This is a genomic window from Chryseobacterium sp. JV558 (genome assembly GCF_033712365.1).
Taxonomy (GTDB): domain Bacteria; phylum Bacteroidota; class Bacteroidia; order Flavobacteriales; family Weeksellaceae; genus Chryseobacterium.
Genome location: NZ_WJHU01000006.1, coordinates 188,344 through 205,068 on the forward strand (window position 1 = coordinate 188,344; position 16,725 = coordinate 205,068).

The 16,725-nt window shown below is 36.0% G+C and carries 13 protein-coding genes and 3 tRNA genes; 12 read left to right on the forward strand and 4 right to left on the reverse strand.

What is annotated here, in order from left to right; all coding sequences use genetic code 11:
• Nucleotides 1–75: 75 nt before the first annotated feature.
• Nucleotides 76–1,740, reverse strand: coding sequence for an alpha-glucan family phosphorylase (gene glgP, locus GFU89_RS19410; RefSeq protein ID WP_318848692.1), 1,665 nt, complete (start codon nucleotides 1,738–1,740; stop codon nucleotides 76–78).
• A 203-nt stretch (nucleotides 1,741–1,943) separates the two neighbouring features.
• Between glgP and GFU89_RS19415 the strand changes: the two genes are divergently transcribed.
• The 5 genes from GFU89_RS19415 to GFU89_RS19435 all read left to right on the forward strand — a co-directional run bounded on the left by GFU89_RS19415 (nucleotide 1,944) and on the right by GFU89_RS19435 (nucleotide 8,713).
• Nucleotides 1,944–2,741, forward strand: coding sequence for a hypothetical protein (locus GFU89_RS19415; protein WP_318848693.1), 798 nt, complete (start codon nucleotides 1,944–1,946; stop codon nucleotides 2,739–2,741).
• Nucleotides 2,742–2,946: 205 nt separating this feature from the next.
• Complete coding sequence (locus tag GFU89_RS19420) at nucleotides 2,947–5,049, forward strand: T9SS type B sorting domain-containing protein (RefSeq protein ID WP_318848694.1); 2,103 nt, start codon at nucleotides 2,947–2,949, stop codon at nucleotides 5,047–5,049.
• 89 nt (nucleotides 5,050–5,138) lie between these two features.
• Nucleotides 5,139–5,729, forward strand: coding sequence for a DUF1572 family protein (locus tag GFU89_RS19425; protein WP_318848695.1), 591 nt, complete (start codon nucleotides 5,139–5,141; stop codon nucleotides 5,727–5,729).
• A gap of 66 nt (nucleotides 5,730–5,795) precedes the next feature.
• The gene (gene mtaB, locus GFU89_RS19430) at nucleotides 5,796–7,142 is read left to right on the forward strand and encodes a tRNA (N(6)-L-threonylcarbamoyladenosine(37)-C(2))-methylthiotransferase MtaB (protein ID WP_318848696.1); all 1,347 of its coding nucleotides are present in this window, start codon (nucleotides 5,796–5,798) and stop codon (nucleotides 7,140–7,142) included.
• 53 nt (nucleotides 7,143–7,195) lie between these two features.
• Nucleotides 7,196–8,713, forward strand: a complete 1,518-nt coding sequence (locus GFU89_RS19435; RefSeq protein WP_318848697.1) for an FMN-binding glutamate synthase family protein — start codon at nucleotides 7,196–7,198, stop codon at nucleotides 8,711–8,713.
• Between the two features lie 85 nt (nucleotides 8,714–8,798).
• Here GFU89_RS19435 and GFU89_RS19440 read toward each other — a convergent pair whose 3' ends face one another.
• Nucleotides 8,799–9,569 carry a hypothetical protein gene (locus GFU89_RS19440; RefSeq protein WP_318848698.1) on the reverse strand — a complete coding sequence of 257 codons (771 nt, stop codon included), beginning with the start codon at nucleotides 9,567–9,569 and terminating at the stop codon, nucleotides 8,799–8,801.
• A 55-nt stretch (nucleotides 9,570–9,624) separates the two neighbouring features.
• Here GFU89_RS19440 and GFU89_RS19445 point away from each other — a divergent pair, with 55 nt between their 5' ends.
• On the forward strand, nucleotides 9,625–10,062 hold the full coding sequence (locus tag GFU89_RS19445) for an RNA-binding S4 domain-containing protein (protein WP_318848699.1): 438 nt from the start codon (nucleotides 9,625–9,627) through the stop codon (nucleotides 10,060–10,062).
• 12 nt (nucleotides 10,063–10,074) lie between these two features.
• Here the strand turns inward: GFU89_RS19445 and GFU89_RS19450 are convergent, their stop codons facing one another.
• Complete coding sequence (locus GFU89_RS19450; RefSeq protein ID WP_318848700.1) at nucleotides 10,075–10,590, reverse strand: shikimate kinase; 516 nt, start codon at nucleotides 10,588–10,590, stop codon at nucleotides 10,075–10,077.
• Nucleotides 10,591–10,705: 115 nt separating this feature from the next.
• On the opposite strand from GFU89_RS19450, the gene GFU89_RS19455 reads away from it, so the two are divergent.
• The 3 genes from GFU89_RS19455 to GFU89_RS19465 all read left to right on the forward strand — a co-directional run bounded on the left by GFU89_RS19455 (nucleotide 10,706) and on the right by GFU89_RS19465 (nucleotide 11,024).
• Nucleotides 10,706–10,778 (forward strand) — tRNA-Lys (locus GFU89_RS19455).
• A 35-nt stretch (nucleotides 10,779–10,813) separates the two neighbouring features.
• A tRNA-Leu gene (locus GFU89_RS19460) sits at nucleotides 10,814–10,896 on the forward strand.
• Between the two features lie 55 nt (nucleotides 10,897–10,951).
• Nucleotides 10,952–11,024: transfer RNA gene (locus tag GFU89_RS19465), tRNA-Lys, on the forward strand.
• A 309-nt stretch (nucleotides 11,025–11,333) separates the two neighbouring features.
• On the opposite strand, the gene panC is transcribed toward GFU89_RS19465, so the two are convergent.
• Nucleotides 11,334–12,182: a pantoate--beta-alanine ligase gene (panC, locus tag GFU89_RS19470; protein ID WP_318848701.1), complete on the reverse strand. Its 849-nt coding sequence runs from the start codon at nucleotides 12,180–12,182 to the stop codon at nucleotides 11,334–11,336.
• 171 nt (nucleotides 12,183–12,353) lie between these two features.
• Here panC and GFU89_RS19475 point away from each other — a divergent pair, with 171 nt between their 5' ends.
• From GFU89_RS19475 to glmS, 3 genes are read left to right on the forward strand one after another with little or no spacing between them, the layout of a single operon-like run.
• Nucleotides 12,354–13,124 (forward strand): glycogen/starch synthase, encoded by a 771-nt coding sequence (locus GFU89_RS19475; protein ID WP_318848702.1) that lies wholly within the window; start codon nucleotides 12,354–12,356, stop codon nucleotides 13,122–13,124.
• A gap of 13 nt (nucleotides 13,125–13,137) precedes the next feature.
• Nucleotides 13,138–14,787 carry a DUF4270 family protein gene (locus GFU89_RS19480; RefSeq protein WP_318848703.1) on the forward strand — a complete coding sequence of 550 codons (1,650 nt, stop codon included), beginning with the start codon at nucleotides 13,138–13,140 and terminating at the stop codon, nucleotides 14,785–14,787.
• 38 nt (nucleotides 14,788–14,825) lie between these two features.
• A complete protein-coding gene (gene glmS / locus GFU89_RS19485; protein ID WP_318848704.1) occupies nucleotides 14,826–16,679 on the forward strand; it encodes a glutamine--fructose-6-phosphate transaminase (isomerizing) in 1,854 nt (617 codons plus the stop codon).
• The last annotated feature ends 46 nt before the right edge of the window (nucleotides 16,680–16,725 follow it).

The following is a 16,725-nucleotide window of genomic DNA, read 5'->3' on the forward strand; positions in this document are numbered from 1 at the left end:
AAATCTATACATCAATGCCCGGAAATTTTCCGGGCATTGATGTATAAGAGGTGAAATTGCAGATTTGCATTTTCTCTATTTTGTTTCATTATAAAGTACTCTATAATATTCATCCGCCATCCTGTCACTATTGAAATGATCTTTCACATCATTCATCGCATTGTGCTGGATTTTTCTCCATTGGTCAGGATGATCATAATAGGTTGGAAGAATTTCGTTTTCAAGGATTTCATATAATGTATTCAAATCATAATTATCCTGTTCATAGATGCTCATATTCAGATAATCTGCTTTTGGAACAACGAAAGAGTTTTCTCTATGTTTTGCAAATTCCGGGATCCATCCGTCATCAGTGGATAAATTCACTGAACCGTTCATGGCAGCGGTCATGCCGGAAGTTCCTGAAGCTTCCCTTGGAACTCTTGGGTTGTTAAGCCATAGATCTGAACCTTGTTTTAAAGATTTACTTAAGCTAAGTTCATATCCCGTAAGAACAGCCATACTTTTATGATTTTTACTTTCCTCAACCAAAGTATTGAATGTGGAAATGGCTGAATAGTCCATTGGATAAGGTTTTCCTGCCCAAATGATCTGTACCGGATATTTAGGGTTATTCAGAAGCCTGTAGAATCTTTCTTTGTCGTGTAAAAGAAGATCTGCTCTTTTGTAGCCTGCAAACCTTCTGGCCCATACAATGGTAAAAATGTTAGGGTTAAATAAATTTCCCGTTTGATCTGCAACAATACTGAAAAGCTTTTTCTTCAAATACTTTTTACGGTAGTCAAAAACGGTTGCATCATTTTCATCTTTGGCATTGTATAAAGGTTTATCAGACCAATATTTAAATTCCTGAGCGTTGGTGATAGACGTAATTTCACAGATGTCAGAATATTTATTCCACATTGCTCTGGAAACCACACCATGAAGCTGAGAAACTCCGTTGGCGATTCTGGCCATCTTTAATGCACAAAGAGAATGGTTAAAACGGTCATCATCAGAACCTTCAATCTTTTTCACTTCTTCCATGCTGTAGCCAGAGAAATAGGACATATCATAACATAATCTGAAACTATGTTTTTCATTTCCAGCTTCTTCAGGGGTATGCGTTGTGAAAACCAGTTTTTCCTTAACTTTATTGAGGTCTCCGTTGTATTTTTTCAATAAATAGAAAGCTGCAGGAAGTCCGTGAGCTTCGTTAAGATGATAAACATCTCTTTCAATATTCAGTTCGTCCAATAATTTTGCGCCTCCTTTGCCTAATAAAATATATTGAGCAAGCTTGGTAGATTCATTGGCATCATATAATTTGTGGCAGATTGTTTTGGAAACATGATCATTTTCCGGAACATCTGTGGACAGGAAAAACATGGGTGCCGTATTGAACGTTTCAGGATCAAGGTACCATACTTTTACCCAAACCGGAGCACTGTGAATTTCGATTTGAAATTTTATTCCGGTGTCTTCCAGAAAACTGTACATTTTTCTCGTCCATACAGGCTGTAAAGTCTGATCATGGTTTCTTGCCTGGTCATAATAACCAAACTTCCATAGAATACCAATTCCTATAAGGTCCTGCTTAAGATTGTAGGCGCTTCTCATATGCGATCCTGCCAGAAAGCCAAGTCCTCCCGAATATATTTTAAGTACCTGCTCAAGAGCAAATTCCATCGAGAAATAGGCGGTTTTTTTGGAATATTGAGGATTGATATTGTAGGGTATTTTGAAATTCCTAAAATCCATAAATGTGCGTTTGTGTTAGAAAAGGCAAAGGTATTAATTATGAAAATAAACTTTACATTAATTAACAGATAAATTAATGTGAAAACTAAGTGTTGAATTGTTTTTTTACTTACCTTTAAATGTGTAAATTTTTGATTATCAAAAACTTTTAACGATGAAAGCCCATGGCTGCATGTGTTCTTAATTAAATAAAAATACCACACATGAAAAAGACGTTTTCTGAGGAAGATCTGATAAAGAATCTGAGTTTATATTATTTGAACAGGCATTTGAAAAAAAAGCCCATAGAGAAGTATCACCGTACCATAGACGAATCTCCGCTTCATGACCGTGAAAAATACAGAAAGAAATCCGAGATTCTGCTTCTCAATTCTTTTATGCATCACTTCCCCGAAGTGAAATTTGAAAACCTTACCTGCGAAAGTCCAGACTTTATCGCAAAGTTAAACGACAAAAAAATTGGAATAGAACTGACTGAAGTGATCAATCATCTGGAAATGAAGAAAGTGGAAAGTACATTGAATAAAATGTTCCGTCAGGCAGAAATATTATTAGAACAGGAAGACACTACGAAATATCGTGGTGTTTATTTTTTAGAATTCCACCCAGAAACTAAATTTGATCATCTGGAAGCACAGCAGGAAAATATTATCAGTATTTATAAAAGCATCAAAAAAAATAAAGCTGTGGGGTGTGTAAAAAGTGTAAGAAAATCTTTTCACCGCAGAAATGTTTTTATCACCCACGAATACAGTATGAACCTTTTTGATGAACTCTGCTCGGAAAAGATTCTGGAACTCATTGAAAAGAAAAATGAAAAATTTCCTTACTACGACACTTCAGTGGATGAATGCTGGCTCGTGATTGTCTCAGATATGAATTCTATTGCTTCAAGATATACCTTTATCCAGGATAAAGAACATTTGACAGAAGTGAAAAGTCCTTTCCATAAAATATTTCACCTTGAAAATCTGTGTGGGAATATTACCAGTATAAAATAAAAGTTTTGTCTTTTGATTGGTGTGTTTAATTATTTCGTGCTTTAATCTGTAATTGTATGAACTATTTTAAATTATTTGGTATTTTAATTTGAAATAGTTTAAAATTATTTAGATTTTGTTGTTTGTAATTAAAATATGGGTATATTTGGTGTACGTTGAATATCAATACGATGTGTAACTAATGAACCATAAAAACATGTAATCTATGAGAAAACTTCTACTTTTCATACTTCTATGCATCTCTCATACTTATTATTCTCAGGCAGATTGTGCTACAGCATTGTCCGTCTGCGGAAACTCAAATATCACTTATAGTCCCACCGGATATGGTGATATAAAAGAATTGGTAAACTCAGGAAGTTGCATAGATTTTACCGGTGAGCACAATTCTATCTGGTATAAAATTACAATTGCTACTGGAGGTACCCTTACTTTTGATCTGGTTCCGAATAATCCGGATGCCGATTATGACTGGGCTATTTTTGGTCCTAATGTCACCTGTGGAAGCTTGGGATCACCCATACGTTGTAATGCTGCAACCGTTATTGGGCCTGGTCCGGCTACAGGATTAAATATGACAAGTACTCTTCTGAGTGCTGCAGGAGGTTCTCTTACACCATATTGCAGATATATGGATGTTTTACCAGGACAAACGTATTATTTGTTTATTGACAACTGGGTAAGCAGCACCAGTTCTACAACGGCTCCGTTTTCTTTGACATGGGGTGGAACTGCCACACTGGCTTCACCGTTTACAGACCCGAATATCCAGACGCAGCCATTTACTCCTCCCGGGATTCCGGCGGCTAATCCTGCTGATCCAAGAGAAGTGGTAATATGCTCAAGTACAGCTTTGTTTGATTTCTCTACATTGTCTGCAGGAATTCTTAACGGAAATCAAAACTTCAATGTAAGTTATCATCTGAGTCAGAATGATGCTTTAACAGGGAATAATCCTATTACAGCTCCAAAAACAGTAAATACAACTACGGTTTACTATTACAGTATCAATTATACCGATCCCACCAATGCCACCAATCCGCTTAATAAATGTAAACAGGTGGGGGTATTTAAATTCAAAGACGGTTCTATTACCGTTAAAAATGTTACATTAACCGAGTGTAACAATAATAATGCTGGTACAGCTTTATTTGATTTAACTACTGCAGATGTTATTGGAAACCCGAATGTCACTAAAAAATACTATCATACGATGTCGGATCTTACTACTGGTATCAATGAGATTACGGCTCCTATGGCATTTGTATCTGCGGAAGGGATGGTTTATGTAAAAGTAATCTCAGAATTTGGCTGTACTGCGGTTGCACAGATCACCTTGAAATTTTATCCGGTAGTCGTTGTGAATGAAGTGACACTGAGATCATGCTTCATCGAGGGCAATCCATCCACAGCTTCTTTTAATCTCGTAAATGCTTCAGTAACAGGTCAGACAAATCCTACAAAAAAATATTATCCTTCAATGACGGATGCCATTAATCAGACTAACGAAATTCTGAATGCTAATAATTATATTGCTCCTAACGGATTTGTATATGTAAGAGTTTCCAATGCTCAGGGATGTTATACCGTAGCCAGAATTACTTTAGTCGTTATTACGCCGGTATATTCTGCTACCCTTAAAGATGTGACCATTTGTGCAGAAGATCAGACCACGCTGGATGCGGGGCCAGGATTCAAAAGCTACGAATGGAGTACAGATGCCACTACCCAAACAATCAAAGCAGGAATTGGAGTGTATTGGGTAAAGCTTAAAACAGGAGAATGTATTGCTTTACAAACGGTAAAAGTACTCCCTTCCGAACAGCCGGTTGTTTCCAGAATTGATATTTCGAATAATACAATTACAATATCTGTAACAGGAGGAAATCCGGCATATAAATATTCAATAGACAATATCATTTGGCAGGACTCCAATGTTTTTAATAATCTTTCGAGAGGAGATCATAAAGTATACGTGAAAGATGCTTACGATTGTGATCCGATAGAAATAGGAGTGGTTGTACCTAATTTGGTTAACGTTATTACCCCGAATGCAGATGGAGTGAATGATGTAATTGATTATTCAGCATTAGGCAGCAAACAAAACCTGATCATGAATATTTTTGACCGTTACGGAAACAAAATTTTCCAGGCTGACAAATCAAATGGTTATAAATGGGATGGTACACAGGGTGGAAGAAGAGTGCCTACCGGAACTTACTGGTATTCTATCACATGGAATGAAAATGATAAAAATAGTACAGCAATCAAATTTACAGGCTGGGTATTGGTGAAAAACAGGGAATAAGAATAAATATAATACATAGATAAAATCACTTCGTTTGAAGTGATTTTTATTTTTGAAAGGTTTTAAATTGGTTATCAAAATAGAAAAAAATGAAAGACTTGCTCGTAAAACGTTTTGAATATTATAAATCCCTGGGAGATAAAACATTTGGGCAGCTTACCGATGAGCAGATGTTCTGGCAGTATAATGATGAAAGTAATTCTATTGCTGTCATTGTGAAGCATCTAGCAGGAAATATGCTTTCAAGATGGACTAATTTTCTTACTGAAGATGGAGAGAAATCATGGCGTAACCGTGACGGAGAGTTTGTCAATACATTTACAACTAAAGAAGAGGTGCTTGATTTTTGGGAAAAAGGCTGGGAATGTTTTTTTGATGCTCTTGAAAAGATAAATGACGATAATTTGTATTCAACAACTTATATCAGAGGGGAAGCGCATTCCATTATTGATGCCGTTCTCCGCCAGTTGGCTCACTATCCTTATCATATCGGTCAGATTGTTTATATCGCGAAAATGATAAAAAATGAAAACTGGAATACGCTGTCTATTCCCAGAAACCATTCTCAAGAGTTTAATACAGAAATGAAAAACAAGTTTTTAAACAATGAGCCAGATACCAATTCATCACCCGTCTGCTTTCAAAACAGTCCTGAAGTAAGGGATGAATATAAACAATAGATTGAATCAATCTTGGATTCTTATTAAAATTACTATCTTTGCACCCATAAAATTCAGGAGTAACAAATGTCTACTTTTCATAGAACTGCCGCGTTTCATACACTTGGCTGCAAATTAAATTTTGCAGAAACATCTACTATTGCCCGTCAATTAACAGATGCAGGTTATGATAAGGTAAGTTTTGATGATAAAGCGAATGTGTATGTTATCAATACGTGTTCTGTGACAGAAAATGCTGACCGTGAGTGTAAACTGCACGTAAAAAGAGCAATGAAAGCCAATCCGGAAGGACTGGTAGTTATTGTTGGATGCTATGCACAATTGAAACCTGAAGAAATTTCACAAATTGAAGGAGTTGATCTTGTTTTAGGAGCAAAAGAAAAATTCAATATTCTGAGCTACCTTGACGATTTAGAGAAGTCTGAAAGTGAAGGAGTAGTTCACTCATGTGAAATTGAAGAAACAGACTTCTTTATTGGAAGTTACTCTATTGGTGACAGAACCAGAGCTTTCCTGAAAGTACAGGATGGTTGTGATTATAAATGCACATACTGTACGATTCCGTTAGCAAGAGGAATTTCACGTTCCGATACTATTGAGAATGTTCTCAGAAATGCTACAGAAATTGCTGCAAAAGATATCAAAGAAATTGTTCTTACAGGGGTGAATATCGGTGATTATGGTAAAGGAGAATTCGGAAATAAAAGACACGAACATACTTTCCTTGACCTTATTTCAGAACTGGATAAAGTAGAAGGGATTGAAAGAATCCGTATATCTTCTATTGAACCCAATCTGTTGAAAGATGAAAGTATTGAGCTGGTTTCTAAAAGTAAAAGCTTTGTTCCGCATTTTCATATCCCGTTACAGTCCGGAAGCGATGAACTCTTGAAAAAGATGAAACGTCGTTATCTTACAAAACTGTATAATGACAGAGTAAATAAGATCCGCGAGGTAATGCCTGATGCGGCTATTGGTGTAGATGTTATTGTAGGATTCCCGGGAGAAACCGAGGAAATATTCATGGAGACTTATAATTTCCTTAATGAACTTCCTATTACTTACCTTCACGTATTTACTTATTCTGAAAGAGAAAATACGGAGGCCGCTGCAATGGAAGGCGTTGTTCCAGTAGCTGAAAGAAAAAAACGTAATAAAATGCTTAGAATTCTTTCTGAAAAGAAGAAAATGGCATTCTATCAGACCCAACTAGGTAAATCGCTTCCTGTTCTTTGGGAGCACGAAAATAAAGACGGGAAAATGTTTGGCTTCACAGAAAATTATGTGAGAGTTCAAAAAGACTTTGATCCTGCATCAGTAAACAAAATCGAATTTCTAAATTTAGAAAAAATCCTGTCAGATGGCACGGTTTCAGTGCAATCTTCCTACCAAAATTTTTTAGCAAAAGCATAGGCTCTTTGCAAAATTTCCACTAAATTTATTTTTAAACTTTAAATACTACATTCATGAGAGATAAGTTTTTATCTTGGGGAATTGTATTAGTAGTTGCTACATGGATTATAGCACTGCTGATCAGAACGCATTACTGGATACCAACACTGTTATCCGCAATCTATGCATTAGGTGTGTACAATGCTTATCAATCGAAACATGCTATTTTGAGGAACTTTCCTGTATTGGGATACTTCAGGTATTTTTTCGAGAGTATCTCACCCGAAATGCAGCAATACTTTATTGAGAGGGAGACAGACGGGAAACCGTTTCCAAGAAATCAGCGTTCTGCAGTATACAGACGTGCAAAAAATTTAAGTGATACCGTAGCTTTTGGTACACAGCTGGAAGTAAATCACAGAAAATATGAAGGGATCAAGCATTCTATTTATGCAAAATCACCATCAGAAGAACTTCCGAGAGTATGGGTAGGAGGAGAACAATGCACCCAGCCTTACCATGCTTCTTTATTTAATATCTCTGCCATGAGTTTCGGGGCATTGAGCGACAGAGCTCAGATTTCCCTGAACAGAGGGGCTAAAAAAGGAAATTTTTACCATAATACAGGAGAAGGAGGAATTTCACCCCATCATATGGAAGGAGGTGATTTATGCTGGCAGATCGGAACAGGATACTTCGGATGCCGTGACGAAGAGGGAAAATTCAATCCAGAGCTTTTTGAAAAATATGCTACACTTCCTAATGTGAAAATGGTTGAGATTAAACTATCGCAGGGAGCAAAACCGGGACATGGAGGCGTACTTCCAGGTGTGAAAAACACTCCGGAAATTGCAGCGATTCGTCACGTAACACCAGGGATGACCGTTATTTCACCACCATCACACACATCATTTTCAGATGCTGCCGGATTGCTGAGGTTTGTACAGCAGCTGAGAGAACTTTCAGGAGGAAAGCCTGTTGGGTTTAAACTTTGTATAGGTGATACCAAAGAATTCGAGGATGTTTGTGTGCAAATGAATGTACTGAAGATTTATCCAGACTTTATTACTATAGACGGAGCTGAAGGAGGAACAGGAGCGGCACCACCTGAATTCTCAGATGGAGTAGGGATGCCATTAGAACCGGCTTTGATATTCGTAAACAGAACGCTTAATAATTATAATTTAAGAAATAAACTAAGAGTAATTGCCAGTGGTAAAGTTCTTACCAGTCTTGATATCCTGAGAGCTGTTGCAATGGGAGCTGATATGTGTAATAATGCCAGAGGATTTATGTTCTCTTTAGGGTGTATCCAGGCGTTGAGATGTAATACAAACAACTGTCCTACAGGAGTCGCTACACAGGATAAAATGCTTATCAAAGGACTTGAAGTGACTGATAAGGCAGAAAGAGTATACCATTTCCATAAAAATACACTTCATACCTGCAATGAATTGATTGCAGCAGCAGGAAGAAGTTCTTATGAAGAAGTAGATGCTACCATGTTTATGAGAGGAGATGAATTTGACCACCTTGCAGACCTTTATTTCCCGGATATCTTAGGGAATGTGAAGCAGAAGGCAAAATATTAATTTTGATAACCGTATGATATAAATAAACCCCACAATGAGCATTGTGGGGTTTATTTATTATTTTATTTAAACTTTACGCTATGACTTATGGTCTTGTAGCTCTGCTATACACCTGGAAGTTGAAAACGAAAGTTTTGTTTCTCAACGAAATCACCTGGCCATAACCTGGGTAATTGTATGGGAAATAAGGATCTCTTGCAAAAGCAGCTCTTGAAGGAACAATAATTACTCCCTGTAGGTTATATGGTGTTTCACTTGGGAAGTCGTTAAATGCTTTAAATTTTTGCAAAGCTTCACTGAAACCTTCAATCATATAATAGCTTGGCTTTTTTGCTGCATCAGTGGTCGCATTTTTGATCAATGGATCCTCCTTGTCTTTTACATCAGAAATATAATAGAATTTAGGATCAACTGCAGGAATTCCAGTTCCGTTGATTGTATTCATAAAGTCTGTAGCAGCAGTAAATAAAGATTTTCCATCCGTATTGATTGCCAGATAAGTAGTCGCTTTCATCATTACTTTAAGAATATCAGTGCTGCCAATATCTTTTGCATCAGTTGGCGAAGGCTGAGCTCCGTTTCTTATGATATAGATAGTTCCCGAAGGAAGTGTTACAGGACTCAACTCAGATAATTTTTTTTCGTTATCATCCGCAGTATCCGTAGAACTGAATGCCTTTATATTTCCCTGTGCATCGAGATAGTTCTCATCCATGAACTTCTTAATGGCTTGATCGTCATAGGTGTTTTGTGTTGTTACATCTTCTGGCTCTACATAACTATCTATTGTGTCATCTTTTTTACAAGCAGAAAAGCACAAAGATCCCGCAAGGATATATAAAAATATTTTTTTCATTTCAAAAAACTTTAATTACTTTACAAATAATATAACGGCAAAAGTATAAAAAATTATGAGAATAGATAAATTTTTATGGAGCATTCGTTTTTATAAGACGAGAAGTGTTGCAGCAGAGGAGATTAAAAAGAATAGAGTTTCTATAGGAACGTCTGCCGTAAAGTCATCTAAAGAGGTAAAAGAAGGAGATGTTATTAAAATCCGTAAGAATCAGATTGATTATAAAATAAAAGTGATTCAGATTCCTAAAAGTAGAATAGGAGCCAAACTGGTCTCACTCCATATCCAGGATGTTACTGATAAAGAGCAATACGAATTACTGATACTTCGTAAAGCATCACAGGATTATTACAGAAACAAAGGAGAGGGAAGGCCTACCAAAAAAGACAGAAGAGATATGGATGACTATGTAGGAAATGATATCGCTTCAGACTTTACAGACTGGGATGATTTCTTTGGGGAAACAGGTGGTGAAACAGAAGATGAAGATTAAAATAAAAAAGCTCTAGAGATAGAGCTTTTCTATTATTTCGTTGACAATGTCTTCCGGTTCTCTGGAATCTGTACCTACAGTAAATTGTGCTTTACTGTAAAACTGATTTCTTTCAAATAAATGTTTAGCGATGAATTCCGGGAGGTCTTCATCAGATATATTGGCAATCAACGGCCTTTTTTCTTTCTGTTTTGACAGTCTTTCAACCAATGTTCCCACAGAACTTCTTAAAAAAACGCTTTTAGAACTATGATTGATGATTTCCATATTATTGTAATAAACAGGAGTTCCTCCACCAAGGCTTAAAACTAAGTTTTCTTCTGAGGCCAATATCTCTTCCAGGGCCTCTCTTTCCAGCTTTCTAAAGTAAATTTCACCCTTCTTTTCAAAAATTTCCGGGATGGTTAATTTATTTCTTCTGGAAATCTCTTTATCGAGATCAATCAATTTAAAATCGATTTTTTCGCTTAATATTTTGGAAATGTGAGATTTGCCACTTCCCATGTATCCGATCAATGAAATTACCATGAATTTTTTTTAAACAAATTTGCGAAAAAGTTTTGAGATAAAGAAAAAAGTCATATCTTTGCACCACTTAAAACAAGGGACATTACTTAAATGAAAACTTGATGAGTAAGTGACCGACTCGGTAGCTCAGCTGGTAGAGCAATACACTTTTAATGTATGGGTCCTGGGTTCGAATCCCAGCCGGGTCACAAGCAATAAAAATTACTGAATTTGTAATTTTATTGCCTGCGTGGTGAAATTGGTAGACACGCCATCTTGAGGGGGTGGTTTCCTAAGGATGTGCTGGTTCGAGTCCAGTCGCAGGCACTGCAAAGAAAAATTTATAATTAATATTGAAATTTATTTCATTTTAATTGTGGCCGACTCGGTAGCTCAGCTGGTAGAGCAATACACTTTTAATGTATGGGTCCTGGGTTCGAATCCCAGCCGGGTCACAAGTTTACTGAAAAGTAAATTTTTTTCATATTAATATTTTGTGATTTGGTGTTTCAAAGGCTTCCTTCAGGAGGCCTTTGATTTTTTGTATTCAATCGATTCTGATCAAGCATATGTTTAATAGCTGTGCTATTTTTCAGAGCTAAATGTCAAAAAACATCTATATTGAATTATTCCTCCAGTATTTGAGATGGGTTTGTTATTTTCTTCTCTCCTGGGCTGATTGGGTGTTATTATAATAGATCAAAAAAACTCTGACGTTACCATCAGAGTTTATATCTTATAAAAATATATGCGTTCTTATAGTATTAATCTAAATGCATATTGTCAATTAATCTTACTCCGTCTACCACTACAACGATAAAGGCTCTGAAATTTCTGTCTTTATAGAAAAAATCGGTTTCCTGTAATGTGTTTTCGTCGGCAATCAGGAAATATTCAAGCTTCATTCCCTGCTGATTGTCAAAAATATCTGTTACCCTTTCTTTTATTTCAGGTATTGTAACTGTTCTGAACCAGTCGTTTACTTTTTTTAAAGTTTCATAAATGATTTTAGAAGCTTCTTTTCGGTCTTCATGCAGTCTCTGGTTTCTTGAACTCAACGCTAATCCGTTTTCTGCTCTGTAGATAGGAACTCCAGATATCTTAACGGGAAGGTGTTTTTTATCCACCATCTTTTTAATAATAGCAAGCTGCTGGAAGTCCTTTTCGCCAAAATAAGCATTGTCAGGTTGTATCTGTCTGAAAAGCTCTTCTACAACAGTTCCTATGCCGTCAAAATGTCCCGGTCTTGATTTTCCTTCCATTTCATTTTCCAATCCATCAAAATCATAACGCTGGCTTTCAGTTTTCTCAGGGTAGATATCTGCTACCTCAGGGATATAAACAGCATCTATAAGACCTGATGTTTGAAGAATAAGAACATCTCTGTTAATATCTCTTGGGTATTTTTCAAGATCTTCAGGATTGTTGAACTGGGTTGGATTTACAAAAATTGAAGAAATAACAAGGTCATTTTCTTTTCTTGCCTCTTCATACAGAGAAAGATGTCCCTTGTGCAATGCGCCCATCGTAGGTGCAAAGCCAATTCTTTTCCCCATTTCTTTCTGTCTTTCAATGAAATCCTGAAGGACTTTCCTATTTTTTATAACTTCCATAGTTTATTTTAATGCTATTTCAAAAATACTAAAAATATCGCACAATAATATGCACTTTTAATAATTTGGAAAAGGGAATTTTCGTAAAAAAATGTTAATTAAAATAATGTTGGATGTTTTTTTGTAATTTTGCACATTAAAGCATTTTTACAAAAATTAGATAGAAAGTTTATGCCGAATCAAAAAATACTGTACATTACTACAGAGATGTATCCATATCAGGAAGATACAAATATGGCTGCAGTGGTAAACAAAATGGCACTTAAGATGCACCAAGAAGGCAATGATGTAAGAGTTTTTATGCCAAGATTTGGACAAATAAGTGAGAGGAAATTCCAGCTTCATGAGGTGATCCGTCTTTCAGGGATGAATATTATTATCAATGACCTGGACCAGCCTCTGATCATTAAAGTAGCGTCTCTTCCGGGGGAAAGACTTCAGGTTTACTTTATTGACAACGAAGAATACTTCAAAAGAAAACAATATTATTTCGACGATGAAGGAAACCCTTTCGAAGACAATGATGAAAGAGCTATTTTCTTTGCCAGAGGAGTTATTGAAACCATTAAGAAGCTAAACTGGGTGCCAGATGTTATTCATTTGAATGGATGGATGGCTTCTTTTGTTCCAATTTATCTTAAAACTTACTACGAATCAGATACTTATTTCAAAGACGCAAAAATCGTACTTTCTCTGTACAATGAGAAAGATGCTGACCTGGATAAAAAGATCAACGAAAAACTACAGTTTGATAATATTTCAGGATTAAAAGCGTTAGATAACCCAACAATTAAAAGTTTTGTTATCGAAAGTATGAACTATGTAGATGCTGTTGTGAAAGGTGACGAGTTTCTGGATGAAGACCTTGATAAGGCTTTCAACGAAACAGCAGCCGCGAAGTCGGAATATCTTGACATAGATTCTATAAATCAACTTTATTAAAAACACATTTTTAATGACTCATAATCTTAAAAGGACCTTCGCCATACTTTTATTGGCGATTTTCGGAAGTACAATCCTTTATAACTGTGAACCGGATCCAGATTCTCTTGGTGAACAGTTGTTCAATGATGATGCAGCACAAGGTAATGAAATTTCATATCCCGTTATCGCATATAATTACGACAACCACGATTCAATCAGAAGTGATGCTGCCAGATTGATCAGCGGATTGAGTGAAAATGGGGCAGTTTCCACTGTTGGTGTTCTTGGTGCTTTTACCGAAAACCAGTTTGGTATGCAGAGAGCATCTTACGTTACTCAGCTAAGAATGCCGGTAGATAATTATGACTTTAATGGTGCTAATCCAAAAGTAGACTCCGTTGTTCTTGTGGTGAGACCACCAGCGAATACCGTTTCAAATACCTATTTCTTTGAAGGAGATTCATTAAAGGTAAATACATCTGAGAAAAGTGATTTCCTAGTAGATGGAGTGGCAACCGCTGTTTCAATTGAGAAGAAAACTTACCCTGTTCGTAAATACGGTAAAATAGGTGGAGGAGTTTCAAAATCAATGAAAATCAATGTACATGAAGTTACTACGTTCTTAGATTCAAATGATGATACTTTCAAACGTTCCAATAAGAATGTAAGCACTGGCGAATTGTTAGGATCAGGAGTATTTAACGGTAACATAAGTTCTTTATCTATTACCAAAAAATCTGATAATTCAGTTGTATTTACAGGTAATCTTGGATTCAGATTAAAACTAAGCAATACAGACTTTTTCCAAACTCATATCCTTGATAAAAAAGGAAAACCTGAACTTCAGGATGCTTCTAACTTTATCAGATATTTCAAAGGAATAAAAATTTCTGTGGATGAAACGGATAAGTATCTTTATCAGTTCTCACCTAATGACCTGCAGCTTATCATGTATTATAAATATGATAAAACTGAGAATGGGACAACTACAAGACCACAAACAAATCTTCTTTTCAACTTAGGAGGTGCTAGTGCTCATATCGGATTGTATGAATATAACACAGCCGGAACTCCTGCTGCCAATGCAGTAGCAGCAAGCAATTCTACTATAGGGGATGAAAAACTTTATATTCAAGGAATGGGTGGTCCTTCTGTAGTAATGAAAATTCAGGATGAGACAATTGCGAAACTTAAGCAGATCTATACTGAGAAGAAAGCAGGTATTTTAAGTGCTAAGATAAGAGTATATGTAGATCCTTTAAGCTGGAAGAATACCAACTCAACAGAAGATCGTAAATTTTCAATTCTAACCAATACATTAAATAGTAATGGTACTATTGATTTCTCAAAATTAGCTTATACCTCAGACTTGTCAACAGGACTTGGTTTATATAATTATAATAAGGATAAAGATTACTATGATATTGTAGTAACAAAAACAGTTAAAGATCTGGTAGAAGATAAAAAGGAAACAGTTGGTGGTGTAGATCAGCCGATAGTTAATAAACCGTTATTGGTTACTGCTGGAACATTTGCTGCGAATGCTACAGGAACCCTTTTAGGAGTTCGTAATACAACAAGAGCATTTGATATGAACAGAATTATTCTTACAGGTATAGATAAAATGAATACCAATCCAAAAAGAATCCAGCTGATGGTGACTTATGGTACGAAAAAATAGAATACAATAAATACAAAATACACTAGACAAAATATAATATGTGCGGAATAGTAGGATATACAGGTTTTCAAGACGCTTACGAAATTGTAATCAATGGTCTTAGAAGATTAGAATATAGGGGGTATGACAGTGCCGGAATTGTTTTAGAAGGTTCGAACAATAAGCTTGAAGTAGAAAAAACAAAAGGTAAGGTTGAGGATTTGGTGAATATTTCGAAAGAATTAAAAGGGAAATATAAGATTGGAATGGGACACACCCGTTGGGCAACCCACGGAGTTCCAAGCGACAGAAACTCCCATCCGCATCTGTCAAACAACGGAAAAATAGCAGTTGTACATAATGGTATTATAGAAAATTATGATACCATTAAAACAATGCTTACTGAAAAAGGATTTACTTTCAAATCAGAAACTGATACGGAAGTATTGGTAAACCTTTTCCAGTATTTTATGGATATTAATCCTGAAACAGATTTTCCAACAGCAGTAAGATATGCATTAAATGAAGTATATGGCGCTTATGCAATCACTGTACTTCATGAAGATTATCCAGGCGTATTGGTAGTGGGAAGATTAGGTTCTCCTCTGGCAATAGGAATCGGAGATAAAGAATATTTTATTGCATCTGACGCTTCTCCTTTTGTAGAATTCACGAAAGAAGCTATTTACCTTGAAGAAGGACATATGGCAACAATCTCTCTTGAAAATGGAGTGGATATCAGAACCATCAATGAAAATTCTAAAATTGAGCCAGAAATTCAGGAGCTTAAAATGAGTCTGGAGCAGATCGAGAAAGGTGGATATGAGCATTTCATGCTTAAAGAAATCTTTGAACAGCCTAAATCTGTACACGATACCATGAGAGGTAGACTTCTTTTAGATGAAGGAGTGATCAAAATGGCTGGGATATGGGATCATGTAGAAAAATTCAAAAATGCCAACAGAATTATCATCATTGCTTGTGGTACTTCATGGCATGCAGGTCTTATTGGAGAATATCTTATAGAAGAATATGCAAGAATTCCTGTTGAAGTAGAATATGCATCAGAATTCAGATACAGAAACCCAATTATTACTGATAAAGATGTAGTGATTGCAATTTCTCAGTCTGGAGAAACAGCTGATACGATGGCTGCTTTAAAATTAGCCAAAGAAAAAGGTGCATTTATATATGGTATATGTAATGTAGTAGATTCTTCAATTGCAAGAATTACAGATGCAGGTTCATATACACATGCGGGTCCTGAAATTGGGGTTGCTTCTACAAAAGCATTTACAGCGCAGCTTACTATTCTTACTTTAATTGCATTTAAATTAGGAAAACACAACGGAAACTTAGGAAACGCTGAATTTATGAGCTTAATTGCTGAACTTGATGCTCTGCCTAAGAAAATTGAAGAAGTGTTGAATACGACCCATGAGCTGACTCAAGATATTGCAAAAGATTTTGTGAAAGCTACAAACTTCCTTTATTTAGGTAGGGGATACAATTATCCGGCTGCCCTTGAGGGAGCATTAAAATTAAAAGAAATTTCTTACATCCATGCAGAAGGATACCCGGCTGCAGAAATGAAGCACGGTCCAATTGCCCTGATCGATGAAAATATGCCAATTGTAATTATAGCACCTAAAAAAGGGCACTATGATAAAATTGTAAGTAATGTTCAGGAAATTAAAGCGAGAAAAGGAAAAGTTATCGCTGTAGTTAATAAAGGAGACCGTCAGGTGAGTGAAATGGCAGATTATGTTATTGAAATCCCTGAAACTTCAGAATGTTTCTCACCTATTGTTGCTTCCGTACCTCTGCAACTGCTTGCTTATTATATTGCAGTATATAGAGGGGCAAACGTAGATCAACCGAGAAACCTTGCAAAATCTGTTACCGTGGAATAAAAAGTTGTTGTAAATAAAATAAATTTAGATTTCTTCCGTTATTTCA